Annotated in this window: 18 protein-coding genes and 1 rRNA gene; 9 read left to right on the forward strand and 10 right to left on the reverse strand. The window is 73.7% G+C overall.

The window, feature by feature from the left end; genetic code table 11:
- Positions 1 to 135: 135 nt before the first annotated feature.
- From MNY62_RS23870 to MNY62_RS23885, 4 genes are read right to left on the reverse strand one after another with little or no spacing between them, the layout of a single operon-like run.
- Positions 136 to 717, reverse strand: coding sequence for a hypothetical protein (locus MNY62_RS23870; protein WP_242346837.1), 582 nt, complete (start codon positions 715 to 717; stop codon positions 136 to 138).
- 1 nt (position 718) lies between these two features.
- Positions 719 to 934: an ATPase gene (locus MNY62_RS23875; RefSeq protein WP_242346838.1), complete on the reverse strand. Its 216-nt coding sequence runs from the start codon at positions 932 to 934 to the stop codon at positions 719 to 721.
- Between the two features lie 9 nt (positions 935 to 943).
- Positions 944 to 2,821, reverse strand: a complete 1,878-nt coding sequence (locus tag MNY62_RS23880) for a V-type ATP synthase subunit I (protein WP_242346839.1) — start codon at positions 2,819 to 2,821, stop codon at positions 944 to 946.
- Complete coding sequence (locus MNY62_RS23885; protein ID WP_242346840.1) at positions 2,818 to 3,180, reverse strand: hypothetical protein; 363 nt, start codon at positions 3,178 to 3,180, stop codon at positions 2,818 to 2,820. The genes MNY62_RS23880 and MNY62_RS23885 overlap by 4 nt, the downstream gene beginning before the upstream one ends.
- 389 nt (positions 3,181 to 3,569) lie before the next feature.
- On the opposite strand from MNY62_RS23885, the gene MNY62_RS23890 reads away from it, so the two are divergent.
- Positions 3,570 to 4,010: an NUDIX hydrolase gene (locus MNY62_RS23890; RefSeq protein ID WP_242346841.1), complete on the forward strand. Its 441-nt coding sequence runs from the start codon at positions 3,570 to 3,572 to the stop codon at positions 4,008 to 4,010.
- A 77-nt stretch (positions 4,011 to 4,087) separates the two neighbouring features.
- Here the strand turns inward: MNY62_RS23890 and MNY62_RS23895 are convergent, their stop codons facing one another.
- The 4 genes from MNY62_RS23895 to MNY62_RS23910 all read right to left on the reverse strand — a co-directional run bounded on the left by MNY62_RS23895 (position 4,088) and on the right by MNY62_RS23910 (position 7,646).
- Positions 4,088 to 5,257 (reverse strand): DUF763 domain-containing protein, encoded by a 1,170-nt coding sequence (locus MNY62_RS23895; RefSeq protein ID WP_242346842.1) that lies wholly within the window; start codon positions 5,255 to 5,257, stop codon positions 4,088 to 4,090.
- 62 nt (positions 5,258 to 5,319) lie between these two features.
- Positions 5,320 to 5,694, reverse strand: coding sequence for a DUF4145 domain-containing protein (locus MNY62_RS23900; protein ID WP_242346843.1), 375 nt, complete (start codon positions 5,692 to 5,694; stop codon positions 5,320 to 5,322).
- A 289-nt stretch (positions 5,695 to 5,983) separates the two neighbouring features.
- Positions 5,984 to 6,244, reverse strand: coding sequence for a hypothetical protein (locus tag MNY62_RS23905; protein ID WP_242346844.1), 261 nt, complete (start codon positions 6,242 to 6,244; stop codon positions 5,984 to 5,986).
- A gap of 778 nt (positions 6,245 to 7,022) precedes the next feature.
- Positions 7,023 to 7,646 carry a recombinase family protein gene (locus MNY62_RS23910; protein ID WP_242346845.1) on the reverse strand — a complete coding sequence of 208 codons (624 nt, stop codon included), beginning with the start codon at positions 7,644 to 7,646 and terminating at the stop codon, positions 7,023 to 7,025.
- A gap of 1,436 nt (positions 7,647 to 9,082) precedes the next feature.
- On the opposite strand from MNY62_RS23910, the gene MNY62_RS23915 reads away from it, so the two are divergent.
- The 7 genes from MNY62_RS23915 (at position 9,083) to MNY62_RS23945 (ending at position 13,275) form a co-directional block, all read left to right on the forward strand.
- On the forward strand, positions 9,083 to 9,913 hold the full coding sequence (locus MNY62_RS23915) for a hypothetical protein (RefSeq protein ID WP_242346846.1): 831 nt from the start codon (positions 9,083 to 9,085) through the stop codon (positions 9,911 to 9,913).
- A 3-nt stretch (positions 9,914 to 9,916) separates the two neighbouring features.
- Positions 9,917 to 10,090, forward strand: a complete 174-nt coding sequence (locus tag MNY62_RS23920) for a hypothetical protein (RefSeq protein ID WP_242346847.1) — start codon at positions 9,917 to 9,919, stop codon at positions 10,088 to 10,090.
- Between the two features lie 2 nt (positions 10,091 to 10,092).
- A complete protein-coding gene (locus MNY62_RS23925) occupies positions 10,093 to 10,497 on the forward strand; it encodes a hypothetical protein (protein WP_242346848.1) in 405 nt (134 codons plus the stop codon).
- Between the two features lie 11 nt (positions 10,498 to 10,508).
- Positions 10,509 to 10,730 carry a hypothetical protein gene (locus tag MNY62_RS23930; RefSeq protein WP_242346849.1) on the forward strand — a complete coding sequence of 74 codons (222 nt, stop codon included), beginning with the start codon at positions 10,509 to 10,511 and terminating at the stop codon, positions 10,728 to 10,730.
- The gene (locus MNY62_RS23935; protein WP_242346850.1) at positions 10,727 to 10,954 is read left to right on the forward strand and encodes a hypothetical protein; all 228 of its coding nucleotides are present in this window, start codon (positions 10,727 to 10,729) and stop codon (positions 10,952 to 10,954) included. The genes MNY62_RS23930 and MNY62_RS23935 overlap by 4 nt, the downstream gene beginning before the upstream one ends.
- Before the next feature lie 188 nt (positions 10,955 to 11,142).
- Complete coding sequence (locus MNY62_RS23940; RefSeq protein ID WP_242346851.1) at positions 11,143 to 11,541, forward strand: hypothetical protein; 399 nt, start codon at positions 11,143 to 11,145, stop codon at positions 11,539 to 11,541.
- Between the two features lie 222 nt (positions 11,542 to 11,763).
- Positions 11,764 to 13,275, forward strand: coding sequence for a recombinase family protein (locus MNY62_RS23945; RefSeq protein WP_242346852.1), 1,512 nt, complete (start codon positions 11,764 to 11,766; stop codon positions 13,273 to 13,275).
- On the opposite strand, the gene MNY62_RS25645 is transcribed toward MNY62_RS23945, so the two are convergent.
- Positions 13,223 to 13,588 (reverse strand): DUF763 domain-containing protein, encoded by a 366-nt coding sequence (locus MNY62_RS25645; protein WP_332842513.1) that lies wholly within the window; start codon positions 13,586 to 13,588, stop codon positions 13,223 to 13,225. The two genes, MNY62_RS23945 and MNY62_RS25645, sit on opposite strands and share 53 nt — an antisense overlap.
- Here MNY62_RS25645 and MNY62_RS23955 point away from each other — a divergent pair.
- Positions 13,556 to 14,326: a UdgX family uracil-DNA binding protein gene (locus MNY62_RS23955; RefSeq protein WP_279426864.1), complete on the forward strand. Its 771-nt coding sequence runs from the start codon at positions 13,556 to 13,558 to the stop codon at positions 14,324 to 14,326. The two genes, MNY62_RS25645 and MNY62_RS23955, sit on opposite strands and share 33 nt — an antisense overlap.
- 153 nt (positions 14,327 to 14,479) lie before the next feature.
- Here the strand turns inward: MNY62_RS23955 and rrf are convergent.
- Positions 14,480 to 14,551, reverse strand: a 5S ribosomal RNA gene (gene rrf / locus MNY62_RS25775); the annotation flags it as partial.

The raw sequence follows: 14,551 nt of genomic DNA on the forward strand, positions 1-14,551 counted from the left end.
AGGGCGCTCGCCCGCAGCGCCTCGAGCCGCGCCTCGAGGCCGCCGCGCGCGAGCAGGTCGCGCAGCGCGACGTCGGCGAGGAGCCGCGCGCGCCGCGCGCCGATCCGGGAGTTGGCGAAGTCGAGGCGCGCCACCTCAGCCCTCCGCGAAGAGGAGCCCGGCGAGCTCCGCCTCGAGCAGGATCCACGCCCGCTCCAGCCGCGAGGGCAGCGTGTCGTCGAGGACGCGCCGGCCTGCGACGAGCTCGACGCCTCCGCGCACCTCCGGCGCCGCGCGGACCACCGCCCGCGCCGCCGCGGCCGGGTCGAGGGCGGCGAGCGCGCGACGTGCCTCCGCCTCGGCGCCCGGATCGACGATCAGCTCCAGCGGTCCGTCTCCGGCCTCGGGCAGGATCTCCACGAGGAGCGCGGCGTCGAGCGCCGCGCCTCCTTCCGCGGTGAGCCGCGCCCGGGCCTCCTCGCGCAGCCCCTCGAGCAGGCGGCGCCGCTCGACGAGCAGCGCGCGATCCCGCTCGATCGCGACCGCCTCGCGCGCCGCGCGACGCCGGGCCTCCGCCTCGCAGCGCTCCCGCGCGAGCACCGCCTCGCGGGCCGAGCCGGCGGCGGCGCGCGCCTCCTCGAGGATGCGCGCACGCTCGCGCTCCGCCGCGGCGCGCACCTCCCGCGCCTCTCGCGCCGCCTCCTCCTCGAGGACGCGCAGGAGCTCCGGATAGCCCACGCTAGCCTCCGGTTAGGATCAGCACCGCCACGACGAACCCCAGGATCACGAGGGTCTCGGGGATGGCGAGCATCACGATGATGGCTCCGCGGACCTCCGGCTTCTCCGCGAGCGCCCCGGCGCCCGCCGATCCGATCCGGGACTGCACCCACGCCGTCGCGAGCGCGGACACCCCCACCGCGATCGCGGCCGAGACGGCGAGCAGCACCTTGTCCATGTCGTCCTCCTAGCGGGACAGCGCGAAGGGGCGGTAGGGCGCACCGCCCTCGTCGTAGAACTTCTCGAAGAACTCGACGTAGTGGAGCCGGAGCGCAGCCACGGTCGGGCTGATGAGCCCGAGCGTGAAGTTCACGACGTGCAGCAGCACGCCGATGGCGAGCCCGGCGGCCACCGGCCGGAGGGTCGTCGCGACGAGGTTGGCGACCTCGGCGAGCATCACCGAGGCGAGCCCGAGCGCCATGAGGCGGGCGTAGGACAGGACGTTCCCGAGGCCCAGCACGAGCTCGAGGGCCGCCATGGGCCCCTCCGTCCCGACCGCGAGGGCGAGCAGCCCCGCGCCCGTCCAGAGCGCCGGGCGCAGTGCGCCGGCGGGCAACAGATCCACGGCGGTCGCGGCGGCGACCGCGGCCGCGCAGAGCAGCCCGAGCTTGGCCGCGCGTCCCACCGCGGCGCGGCGATGCCCCGACCGGAGCGCGCCCGCGATCCCGAGCGCCATCCCGATACCGACGTGGATCGCGCCGATGGCGATGGCGACGCCGAGGAAGCCCATGAACGCGCGGCGCCGATCGAGGAGCACCGGGCGCATCCCGAGGTGGGCCCCCACCTCCCCGAGCGCCTCGCCGAAGAGGATCCCGAACCCCACCGCCGAGAGCGCGCACGCGAGCGCGATCCAGGTCAGGTCCCGGCCCAGGGCGCCTCCCACGCCGCGCGCGCGGAGCACGAGAGCCACGACGACCCCCGCGGCGCCGCAGACGACGTCGCCGAGCACGAGCCCGAAGAAGAGCGGGAAGAAGAAGGCGAGCCAGGGGGTGGGGTCGGTGGAGCCGTAACGCGGCAGCGGCACGAGCGCGAGGAGCCGCTCGAACGGGCGGATCCGGCGCCTGTTCCGGAGCACCACGGGGACCTCTGGCCACTCGTCCTGCTCCGGGGAGCGCGCCAGCACCGTCACGCGATCGCCGAGCTCGCGCGCCGCCGCCGCTTGCAGCGCGGGCACGCGCTCCGCGGGCATGTACCCCGAGACGACGAAGGCGAAGCGCGTCGCGCCGCAAGCGTCCTCGGCGCGCAGCCGCTCGAGGAGGGCGCGCGTCGCTGCGGCGCTCGCGGCGAGCGGGGCGGCGAGCCCGTCCGCGAGCCGCGTCCACGCGGCCTCGACCTCCGCCTGCTCGACCGGGATCGTCCGGGCCCGCGCGGTGAGGTGCAGGAGCACGTCGACGAGCGCCTTCCCGGCGCACGCCGAGGGGAGCTTCACCTCGTCCACGCCGCGCTCGAACAGGAGCGCCGTCACCGCGCGCCCACACGTGCGCGGGACCACGAGGAGGACCCCGGTGCGCTCCGCGTCGAGGGGTCGGGCGGTGAGGTCGAAGGCGCCGCCCGTGATGCGCCGGAGCTCGCCGCGGAGGAGCGCGATGGCCTCGGGGTCCGTGCGCAGCTCGAGGCCGTGGAGCTCGGGCTCCTGCCGTGGCTCGAGCCCGTGGGCGAACGGCGCGAGCGCCACGACCAGCCGGGAGAACCGGGCGATCGCCTCGCCCTCCTCGGCCACCGTGGCGCGCCGCGCCTCGATCGCCGAGAGCGCCGCCTCGACCTCGCCGAGCCGCGCGAGCAGCGCCTCGGACCCCGGCTCCGGCAGCGCCCCCTCCCCCTCGCCGCGCCCACCCTCCAGCCTCGCGCGCAGCCTCTCGATGCGACGCAGCGCCTCCTCCGCCCGAGCCACGCGCTCCGCGACACCAAAAGCGGTGGCGCATCTCTCGACGAGCGCGCGCTCTCCCGCCCGCACCGGCGCGGGGGGGCGCAGCTCGAGGACACCCTGCGCCTGCAGGAACGTGAGCGCACCCCCGAGCCGATCGCGCGGCCCGAGCAGCTGGACGCGCGCCATCGGCAGGATCACGGCTGCCTCCCGAGCACCACCGCGAGTACGCGGTCGAGCGCGCGCGCCCGGTTCGCCTCCGCACGAACCGCGAGCGTCGACACCTCCTCCGCGACCGCCGCGCGCGCCCGCGCGGCCTCCTCGGTGAGCGCCGCCGCCTCCTCGGCCCGGATCGCGTCGCGGAGCCGCTCCACCTCCCGCCGGCCGTTCGCGGCGATCCGCTCCGCCTCGCGCCGCGCGCCCTCGATGGCGGCAGCCGCCTCCGCGCGCGCCGAGGCGAGCTCGCGCTCCAGCGCCGCCTCGTCCGCTCGCAGCCGCTCGAGCGTCTCGCGTTCTCCGCCGCTTCGCGCCGGGTTCCGCACCACGAGCCCCCGTTGCATCGAGAAGACGCTCCTCGGCAGAGGGAGGCAAGCGGACCGCGCATTCCCGCTTGGGCCTGCGCGTCGAGGCACGCAACGCCCTTCGCGGGCGCGCGCCGTTGCGCACCGGCGCGGGCGAGCCGGCGCTGGCACGGGGAGCGTGGGACCGCTCCCGGGTACGCCAGATGGCGCGGCCTTCGAGCGAGCGCGTCGCCACTCCCCGACGAGCCGCCGGAGGATGCCCCCGCCCGCGGTGCAGCCGGAGCTTCACGCGCGCGTGAGAAGGACGCGCTCGACGCGCTGGCGCCGATCGTGTTCGTCTGGGTGGAGCGGCCGCGCCTGCTCGGGCGGTCGCCGTGCCTCTCGCGCCCGGCGCGCGACCCCGTACCCCCCGCACCACGGAAAGCCTGATGACCCCGTCCCCGTCCCCCACCCGCCGCGCCTTCTCCGTCTCCGTCTTCTGCCGTCACGGCGGAGCGGTCCTCCTCGTCCGACATCGCCGGCTCGAGACCTGGCTGCCGGTCGGCGGTGAGCTCGAGCCCGGCGAGACGCCGCTCGAGGCCGCGCGCCGGGAGCTTCGCGAGGAGACCGGCCTCGAGGGACGGTTCCCGTCCGGTCTCGGGGTGGACGGCACGCCGCCCGGGCTCGTCGGCTACGAGGAGCATCCTGCCGGGTCGAAGGGGCTCCACATGAACTTCGCGTTCGTGGCGGACGTCTCGTCGCGCACGCTCGCCGCCTGCGACGAGTGGGACGGCGCCCGCTGGGTCGGGGCGGACGAGCTCGGGGGCGTCGAGTGCCCGCCGAACGTGCGCGACCTCGCGCGCCTCGCGCTCACCGCCCGCGGCTCCTGACGCCGCGGCGCGCGTCCGCGCGGCGCGAGGCGACCTCGCCTGCTGCCGCATGGCGGCGCATGACGGGCGCGCGCGGGTCAGCGCGGCAGGAGCGAGAGCTGCGCCGGGAGCGCGGGGGCCTCGCGCCTCGTGGCGACCGCGGGCGTCGCGGCCTGGCTCGCGAGCCTCTCCCCTCGCGTCTCGGGGCCGGCGCTGTCCCGCGGACGTGGTCGGGGCCTCTCGCAGCGGCCGGCGCCATCCCCTGCGGGCGCTCCGTCGAGCACGCTCCGGCCGCCATGGGCGCGGCTCGCCTCGCGCTCTGCCGCGAGGAACGCCTCGAGGGAGGGCCCGTCCGCCGCGGCCTCGAGCCTGCGCGCCTCGTCGTCCAGGCGCCGGATCGCCGCCATCCGGTCATCTTCGCCCAGCTTCGCGCGATCCACCGCGCGGCGCAGGAGGCCGAGCGTCTCGTCGTAGACGCGCAGCGGGACGGGGAACGGATGGCCGTCCTTTCCACCGTGCGCCAGCGAGAACCGCGCGGGATCGCTGAAGCGGCAGGGGGCGCCGTGGATCACCTCCGCGGCCGTCGCGAGCGCGAGCACCGTCCGCGCTCCGAGGCCCGGCGTGAGGAGCAGGTCCGCGAAGTCGACGGGTCCCCGCTGCGCCGCCGCGGCGATCGTCCCGTGCAGCCGGCGGAGCACCACGTCCGAGGCGGTGACTGCGTGGTGCCCCGGCAGCTGGAGGTGGGGCGCCCGGCCGAGCGCGCTCCGGATCCGCGCGACGGCCCGGTCCGGCCCCTCGCCCACGAGCGCCAGCTGGGCGTTCCGCGACGGCACCGCGCGCCGATCGGTCAGGTTCACGATCGCGCCCCCGGGCTGCCCCTCGATCGCCGCGTGCGGCGCGTCGATGAAGCTCGTCAGCCCCTCCGACAGCCAGTGATAGCGGCGCGCCCTCCGCCGCACCGTGTCCATCCCCTGCTGGACGACCACCCACGCGCCGTCATCCGCCACCACGAACGCGTGGAGGTACAGCGTGTGCCCGTCCTGAACCGCTGCGCCGTCGACCTTCGCGACGAGCCGGCTCGTCCGGGCCAGCGCCTCGCCGTCGAGGCCGGTCCGCTCGCCGAAGGCGACGAGCTCGTCCGGCGTCCGCCTGGAGTGGCGGCCGCGCCCGCCGCAGACGCGCACGCCGAGCTCACGCTCGAGCGGCGCGAGCCCGCGCTGCAGCGCGCCGAGCACGCTCGTCGTGATCCCGGAGGAGTGGGGCGCCACAGTTCCCCGTAGCCCTACAGGTGGGGACATGACGAAGGCGCCGCCGGCGCCGCCGCGCCTCGTTAGGCGCCGCCCTTCTTCCGCGCCTCCAGCAGCTTCCGGTGCCGCTCCGGGCGAACGAAGTACACGTCGAACGCCTCGATGAGCGTCTCGAACATGAACTCGACGTCGTCCGAGGACACATCGACCAGCGCGCCGGCCTCGTCCTCGTTCGGATGCGCCGCGTCGTTCCCGATCTCTCGGACGACGTGCAGCTTCTCGCGGAGTGATGTCGGGGTGTCGGGACTGGCGGTCGCGAGGTCGATTTCTTTGACGAGCTTCGGCGCAGAGAACCCCTTCTTCCGCAGTGTCACCTGAAGGGCCCGGCGGGCGAGAGCGGCCGCCGCTCGCGTGCTGATCGGCGACACGGCGACTGCTTCGTCCCAGTCCCGCTTCACGTCGTCGGGGACCTCGGGGGCGACCGGAAGCCTTCGTCCCGTTGGCCAGACGGGGTACCACTCGGATTCGAGATACAGGTCCATCACGACGCCGCGGCAGCTCGGGCACGTTGCGGTCGCAACCAAGCCGACGTTGACGGCGATCTGAGGGTTCACGTTTGCCCAGCGGACGGCGCGGGCGCAGTGCGGGCACGTCGTTTCGGGTGGGTTGGGAATCCATCGAGCCATGCGTCCTCCTGTACCGTAACCGAAGCAGCGCAGCGGACGGCGGTGCCGCGCGGACCCTGGGCTACGGCTTCCCGGCCTCCACGACGACAGCCTGCGCGACGAGGTGCTCGGCCAGCTCGTCGTCGAGGCGCGTTGCCTTCACGCTCAGGCCGTACGCCTCCCCGCCCGCGCCCACGAAGACGACGAAGGCGCTCTTCCGGTCGGGCTCCTGTAGCAGGAACGTCCTCGCGGGCGAAGAGACCAGCGCGCCCTTCTCCACTAGGACCGGGGTCTCGGTGTCGAACACCTCGTGCTCCTCGCCGTACAGGTAGAACTTGGTCATGCTCGCAGTGTAGGCGCCCGGCCTGACACCGCGTCACGCCCCGTGCGCCCTGAGGACCTCCCCCGCCACCCGCGTCGAGACGGTACACTCAGGCCATGCTGCCCTGGGTCCTCGGTGTCTCGGTCTTCGCGTGGACGGTCGCAGGCTGCGCCTGCTGGTACAAGATCACACGTGACCGAGAGCGACTCCGAGAAGGGCCCGTCTGCCCCTACTGCGGCGGCGTGCATCCGCCCCTCAACGAACGGAAGGGCGAGCCCGAAGTCGTGAGCCTGCGCCGAAGCCGTTGCCGCCTGCGCGCCCGCATCGAAGAGCTGGAGGGAGAGGTCCGCAGCCTCCGCTCGTCGCTCGCTGCCGCACAGCGAAGCGGCCGGTAGCCGGGCACGCGCTGCGCTGCTCCTGCGGGCTGGCGGTCGAAGGCCGAGAGCGTGTTCACCAATCGTGTAAAGAGGTCCCAGCAGCGAAACCAGTCGGCGGGGGTTTCGAGGTCGCCCAGATGCGCAGTGGACGCGGAGGGGACCTTGGCCCTGCGCGAGGTGAAATCCCCGGCCTACCCCCTGCCCGGTCGCGTTCCGCCAGGAAACGCCCCCCCGGCCCCCTCGGCCCTGCCGGCGCGCTGCCGCGACGCTGCTGCGTCCCTGTCGGCCGACGAGGATGAGGACGTCGCCCAGCACGAAGGACGTCGCCGAGCACGGTAAGTCCTGACGCACCGAGGGCCAGGCCTCGCACGCGCGGGGAAGCCTGGCCCTCGTGGACTGGCGACGCTGTCGGGCTGCAGGCCCTACGCGGCCGCCGGCTTCGCGGCCTTCGCCTGCTTCAGGACGTACGTGACCGTCGCCTTGGGCAGACCGAGCTGCATGGCGATCTCCCGGTGCGACATCGTCCGCGCCATGTCCACGATGCGCAGCCGCTCCGCGGCCGTGAAGCGCGAGGGCCGGCCCCACGTGCCGTTCTCGGACTCGATGCGCTCCCTGGCCGCCGAGATGCGATCGTTCACCGCGGCCCGTTCGAGCTGCGCCGCCAGGGAGAACGCGAAGAGCAGGACCGTCGTCGTGACGTCCTCGGTCCCGGGCTTCAGGTGGAGCCCGTCGGCGACCGTGACCAGCTCGGCGCCGCCGTCGTGGCAGTCCCTGGCGAAGGCGTACGCGTCGGCCGGCCCGGTGCGTAGGAACCTGTCGAACCGGAACCCGTAGACCTTCCTGACGCGGCTGGCGCGGATGTCGGCGCGCAGGCGCTCCAGCTCGGGCCGCTTCGAGGTCTTGGCGCTCCGTTTCTCGGAGTACCAGCTCACGATCGTGTCGCCCCTGCGCGCCGCCTCCTCCTCGATGGCGTGCTTCTGCATGGCGAGGTCCTGGGACTTCGAGCTGACACGGACGTACGCGGCGCAGGGGGTCGGGGTCGGCATGCCGGGCACCCTACCGCGCGCCGGCCGAGCGGTCAACAAGTACACTTCCTGCCCAACCCCCGGGTGCCGTCCACCTGCGTGGCGTTCACGGCCCTCCAGCGCGGGCAGGATTACTGCCCAGCGGCCAGCGGAGCGGCTGGCCAGCTCGCCCTGGCCGGCGCGCGCCTCCGCGCTGGACGCCGAGCGGTCGCTGGAGCTGGAGGAGCTGGAGCGCGCCGCCGCGCGCGGAGGGCTCGCTCGGCCGCCCTCTCCCCTCGCCCTCGGCCTGACGGCCTGGAAGCGCACCATCGGACGCCCTCGGGAAGGACTCCCAGGCGATCGGAAACGGGGTCAGGAGCGACGCACGGGCGCCGGACGGGTCTCCGGCCGTTGGCTGTCCTGGCGACCCTGCGGCCCAGCGGCCTCCTGACGATCGGGCCGGCGAGCGCGCGGGGAATCGCGCTCAAGGCGTCTAGCCGCCCCGTGGGGCGATTCTGGGGGCGGGGGCGGCTGGGCGCGCGCTCCGGCCGTTCCGGCCAACCTCCCGGCTGGCCAGCGTCCTCGCCGACGCGGCCGCATGAAGCGGACGTAACCCGTCGACTTCATGGCCGTTCGGTGGCTTCGGGGGGCGCGGCCAGGACCCCGCGCCGACCGTCCCGCCGGCCGCGCTCTACTCGCAGAACCGCGGAGAGGCCCTCGCAGACCCGCAGGCGACTACACCGAGTACAGAGGGCCAGGCTCGGGGGGGCAGGAGGACCAGGGACTGGAGGGTGAGAGGAGCCGCGCGGGGTTCGCGCTCGCTCCGCGCTCGGTCGGCTCGCTGTCGCTCGCCAACCTCGGCTCCGCTTCGCTCACCCTCGCGCGGGTTCGACGCAGGAGCCGTTAGATCTAAGAAGGCATCCTCTATCCCCCTGCAGCGCGGGACCTGGCCTGCCGAGCCGGACCGCGGGTGCGGCCCGCCGCGGAAGTTCCCCAGCAACGGCGCCGCTTCCCCGATTGTGACAATTGTGTCACGGACGCACCAGGGTCAGCCCACACATGCACCTACACCGGACCGAGAGTACGTGAAATTGTACGCGGCGTGCGGGGTGAACGTACCCGCGGTACGTGTCAAGTACAACGCGCCTCCAAGTCCATGTATCTACACTCGATTCATCCACGGACCCCCGGACCATGTCAATCGCCGGGGCCCGGCTCTGCCTGGACGACGGGCGCCTCCATCGGGAAAGGCCTACCGCTCTACAAAGACCGCCGCGCCCGGGAGTCCGGTCCCGCAAGGCCGCGTCCTCGCTCAGGATTTACCAGGTAGCCCCGTCGACTCGGGTGGTTACTGAGCCCGCGGACTCCTCGCCGCGATCGTGCTCCGGCCACGCAGCGCCCCGCCCGGTCCGGCCCCTCTCTCTCCTGGGCTGGCGGGGCGCGGCGGGTCGTCCCCCGAGGAGACCGAGAGAGACGCCATGACCGAGAAGTCCACCGAGCACCAGAAGGCCATCACCGAGGACGCGGCCGCGCGCGCCGCCCTGCAGGCCGCGGAGCGCCAGCTCGCGACGGCCCGCGCCGAGGCGGCCGCCATCGTCCCGTCCGCCTTCAAGCCAACCGACCTCGCCGGCTACGAGGCCGCGAAGCTCAGGGCCGACAAGCCCGTCGCGAAGGCCGAGCGCGCGGAGGAGTTCCTGCGGGACGTCGCCCGCCGCGCCGCCGAGGCCCTCGTCCCGCACGAGAAGGCCCACGCCCAGGCCGAGCACGCCGCCGCGATCGCCGCCGTCGCGCAGGACCTGGCCATCGTGCCCAGCGCGATCGAGCAGCTCGTGAAGAGCCTCGGGCCCGTCGCCGAGGCCGTCGCCCAGGTCACCGCTGGCCGGGGCGCCGTCGCGAAGGCCGCGGCTGCCGTCGAGTCCCTCGGCGAGAGGTGTGAGGCGCGCCAGGCCGCGGGCGACGTCGAGCTGGCCCAGCTCTGCGAGCGCATCGCCGCCAGGATGAGGAGCGGCACCGTCGTCGAGCAGCTCGCCGCCGTCGCCGAGGTCGTGAAGTACCAGAGCGCCGCGCCGGAGCGCGAGCGCGCCAGGCGGGAGGCCGCCGAGGAGAGGGCGCGCGCGCAGCATGCGCGCTGGCGCGAGGAGGCGCTGCGAGGCGGGCACGGCAGGGAGGCGCAGCTCGCTGCGGAGCAGGAAGTTCACGAGCAGGCGATCAAGTTTCACGGCCCGCGCTCCGTGATCGAGCTGCGGCCGAAGGTCTCGCCCGAAGTCGCCGCGTACTACGCCAACGCCGGCGTGAAGCTGGAGGACTGACCGATGCGCGTCGAGATGCTGGACCCCAGGACCGCGCCGGTGAGGACCGCCGGCTTCTACGTTGTCCGCGAGGGCGAGCACGGACTGGACGTTCTCCGTGGACCGTACGAGCAGGAGAACCACGCGCTCGCCGCAATCAAGCGGCTCGGACGATTCGTGAACCCGGAGGCGCGCTGATCATGGGCGAACCGAAGCCGAAGGGGCCGCGGGGCCGTCCGCCGCGAGCGCCACTCGAACCCCTGCCGCTGAACGAAGAGGACGAAGCGTACTGCCGCGCGGTCCACGAACGGATGAACGGCGCCCTGTCGCTGGAGATGGTGCGCGCGACGTTCCGCCTTTCCCTCGGTCGACCGGACGCGCACGGTCGGGTGGGCGGGTCGAGGGAGCAAATCGCCGCGACGCAGCTCCTCCTCTCGGCCCTGCTCCCCAAGCCGAAGCCGATCGACACCGAGCGTGAAGAGCGCGACTTCCAGGTCACGCTCGTCAATCCCTACGGCGAGTCGGAAGCCGAGTGCCCCGCCTGCGGCCACAAGTTCAACCACACCCCGACCTCTGGGCCGGACAGCACCATGGACGACAAGTGAAGAGACCGAACGTGAAGAAGATCAGCGACGACCGGATGGAAGAGACCAAGCGACTCGCCGGACGCGCCGCGGACGCGCTGCAGCGGCTCCGCGAGTTCATGGACGCGACGCCGGAGGAGGCCGCCAAGCTCACCGCGAAGCGGCGCAAGCTATCCGGCTACATGTCCACGTACGTGAAGCGCGGCGCCGAGGCGCGCCGGCAGCTCGCGGCGAAGGACGAGGTGACGCCATGAGCGACGAACTGACTGCGAGTGAGCGCGCCGACCTCCAGCGCCTCGACCCCGACCTGGGCAACCTGAGCGGCTCGGAGCTGGCCGCCCTCGTGAGGCGCTACCCGAGCATGTTCGCCAGCCTCGCGAAGGGCATCCCCTCGCCATCGGGCGTCGCCGCTGCGCGCGACGCTGCGGACGAGGCGGCCATCAGGGCGAAGTACTACCCAACGATGGCGAAGAAGTAGACCGCGCACCACATCACCGAGCAGTGCCTGGGGCTCGCCGAGCAGATCGGCGGGCCCCGTGTCGTTTCGGCGGCAGGCCAGCGCCTGGAGCCGCGCCGCGGTCCGCGAGCCTGGCCGTCCGGGAGGCACCGGGCGTCAGCCGTCGGCCTCGCCTCCAACAACGGAAGAGCGAGGAGAGCCGCCACGCCATGAAGCCCGCCGTCCGCCGCCGCCCGCCCGAACACTGCCCCCGGTCCTCCGGGTGCTCCGTCGCGATCTGCCCCTTGGACCCGGAGCAGGCGAAGCGCGTCAGCCTCCCCGGCGAGCCGCGGTGCGAGCTGGGGAAGGCGCGGCGGACGCGTATCGCCGCCGAGTTCCCCGAGCTGCTGCCCGAGCGCGGCCTGTCCGCGACGGAGTTCGCCCGCTGGCTGGACTGGGAGACGATGCCCGAAGGGGAGAAGCGGAGGCGCCTGGAGACGCTCAAGGCGGCCCGGCTGCGCAGCCACGTGGGCCGTTCATCCACGGATTCTGAGGGTGACACGACCGACCCGGGCCAGGACAGCGCCCCCCGTGTGTCCGCCTCCCAGGCCGTTGGTGAGGAGCCGTGAACGCCGCCGAGCTGCTCGCGCCGGGGGAGGCGCGCGCGATGAGCGCCGCGCTCGCGATCGTCCCCGCGCCTGCGCCGCCGAAGCCGCGCCAGCGCCGCCGACGCGCGCCCCGCTCCTACCGCGTCGAGGACCACGCGCCCGAGGACGCGGCGGCCGGCGAGGCCGCCCTGGCCGAGTGGCTGCGCGAGCTGAGAGTACCGGGGTGTGGTAGCGTCCCAATCCATGACCACACCCCCTCCCCGGTTCGTCGAGCTGGTCCGAGTCAGCAGCGCCGGGCAGGCTGAACGCGACACGCCCGAAGACCAGCGCCGCGCGCTCGACCGGCTCGCGACAACGCGCCCCGGTCAGCTCGTCGAGCGCATCGAGCACGGTGCGTCCGGGCTCTCCGGCGCCGCCGACCTGGCCCACCGTCCCGACCTGCAGCGCCTCATGGACCTGTCCGCCGCTCGCGCCTACGACGAGCTGCGGGTCCGCTCCATTGATCGGCTCACGCGTCACGATGACCCGCGCGTGCGGGCGGCCATCATCGGCATGGTCCGCGACGCTGGCGCCATCATCGTCGAGGCGGGCGGACAGGTCATCGACCCGCGGAGCGACACGGGCGACCTCGTGTGGTCCGTGCAGACCTGGGCGAGCGCGCTTGAGAGACGGAAGATCGTGGAGCGCACGGTCGCCGCGCGGCATCGTCTCTCGGCGCAGGGGCGGCCGATGACGACCATCCCCTACGGCCGCACGTACGACTACGCGAGCGGGAGGTGGGGCGTCGACAAGGAGCAGCTCGCGGTGTACCGCCGGCTCTTCGCCGAGGCCCTGGCCGGCGTGTCCTTGCACCAGCTCGCCGAGAAGCTCAACGGCGAGGGCATCCCGTCGCCGAAGGGCGGCCGGTGGGAGGCGTCGAGCGTCCGCAGGATGATCAAGAACCCGTCGGCGATCGGCAGGATGACGAGCTACGGCCACGCGATCACCTGCCCTGCCATCGTCGACGAGTTGACCCAGCGACGCGCCGTCGAGGCCATGAAGCGCGGTCGCACGCGCTCTGGCCCTCCGGCGAAGCACGAGGCCCTGCTCCGGAAGCTGGCAACCTGCGCGAGCTGCGGCTCGTCGATGCACGTCGCGACTGGCGGCTCCCACGGCCGGACGGTCCTGTACTACCGGTGCGCGAAGGCGAAGCGGCCGGAGGCCGAGGAGGGCTGCCGGACGCATCACCCTGTCGCGAAGGTGGACGCCGCGGTGATCGAGTCCTTGCGCGCGATGCTCGAAGAGCCCGAGAGGCTGACGCGTGCGCTCGCGAAGCGCGAGGGGCCGAAGAGCAACGCAGCCCAGGACGTCGACGCGGCCGCGAAGGAGCTGGAGGCGCTCGACGCGCGCGAGGAGAAGCTCGTGCGACTGCTGACGACGGGGAAGGTCTCGGACGCGGTGTACGAGCGGCAGCACGCCGAGGTCGCGAGGGCCAGGGCTGCGGCGCAGGAACGCCTGGAGGCCGGCAAGCAGAGAGCCCTCGCGGCCGCGCAGGCCGAGGAGCTGCGAGGCGACGTCGAGGCTGCGGTCAAGGCGCTCAGGAGGCGCGTGAAGCGGGCGACGTTCGAGGAGTGGCGCGCGCTCGTTGAGCAGCTGTTCCCTCGCGGGCCCGGGACGTGGATTCGCCTGCGGGACAACGGAACGATCGACACCAACGGCTTGCTCAAGCTCGGTGGCGAACCGGGACGTCGAACGAGTGCCAGTCCATGCCCATGAGACAGCCGAGCGACTGGAACCAGAAGGGATGGGACAGTCGCCGCAGCAGCTCCGCGCGCCCGTACTCGAGGACGATCGCCTCTGCGAGCACGCGCCCGAGTCGCGCCATCCGGTGGAAGAGCCACGGAGGCACGCGCCCGCCGTGCAGCGGGAGGTCCGCGGATCCCGTCCGCGCCCCACGAGCACCGCCAGCGATCGATCGAGCGTTCGGCACCGCCATCGCCGTTCTGCCTCCGCGCCCACCGCAAGCGCGCCAGGGCGCCCTCGCCCCCCGCGCCGAATGCGTCCTCATCGGCCTTCGGTGGATAACCATGAAGGAGTGCCACGTCGCTCCGACAGCCGCCCGCGCTCGCAGCGCGCCCCCTCACCCGCTCGAACGGTCCCGGAGCCGAGGAGACCGGAGCAGCCCACCCCCGCGCCGATTCCAGGCACCCGGAGCCTCGCGGCGCTCAGGGAAGCGGCGCAAACGTGCCGCGCGTGTCCGCTCTGGGAGCTGGGAACGCAGACGGTCTTCGGCGAGGGGCCTCCCCACGCAGCGGTGATGCTCGTCGGCGAGCAGCCGGGAAACGAGGAGGACCTCGCGGGGCACCCCTTCATCGGCCCGGCCGGGCGCCTGCTCGACAAGGCGCTCGCAGCCGCCGGGATCGACCGAGGCGCCGTCTACGTCACGAACGCAGTGAAGCACTTCAAGTGGGAGGCGCGCGGGAAGCGCCGGATCCACCAGAAGCCGAACGCCGGAGAGGTGCGCGCATGCCGGCCGTGGCTCGACGCCGAGCTTCGAGCCGTGGAGCCGCGGGCGGTCGTCCTGCTGGGCGCGACCGCCGCGCAGGCGCTCCTCGGCAGCGGATTCCGGGTCACGCAGCGCCGGGGAGAATTCCTCTCGACGCCGTTCGCGCCGATCGTGGTCGCCACCGTGCATCCCTCGTCGATCCTGAGAGCACCCGACGACGAGACGCGACGGACGGTGATGAAGCGGTTCGTGGAGGACCTGGCCCGGGTGGCCGACGCGCTGCGCACCTCCCCGCCTTCGCCTCCGGCCGGCGCGCCCTGAATCGCCGCGAGGCGAGCGGCACCGGCGCCTCTCCGCAGGGCGACCCCGGGCCGAGATGCCATCCCGCGCGAGCCAACCGACGGGCCGCGCGCACGTGCGCGCCGAAAAAGAAAAAAGCCCGCCGGCGCGAATTGCGCCAGCGGGCCAAAAAAGATGCGGCAGCGACCTACTCTCCCACACCGCTTCCGGTGCAGTACCATCGGCTCTGGTGGGCTTAACTACCGT

Origin of the sequence: Anaeromyxobacter terrae (assembly GCF_022690685.1) — a bacterium.
Lineage (GTDB): Bacteria > Myxococcota > Myxococcia > Myxococcales > Anaeromyxobacteraceae > Anaeromyxobacter > Anaeromyxobacter terrae.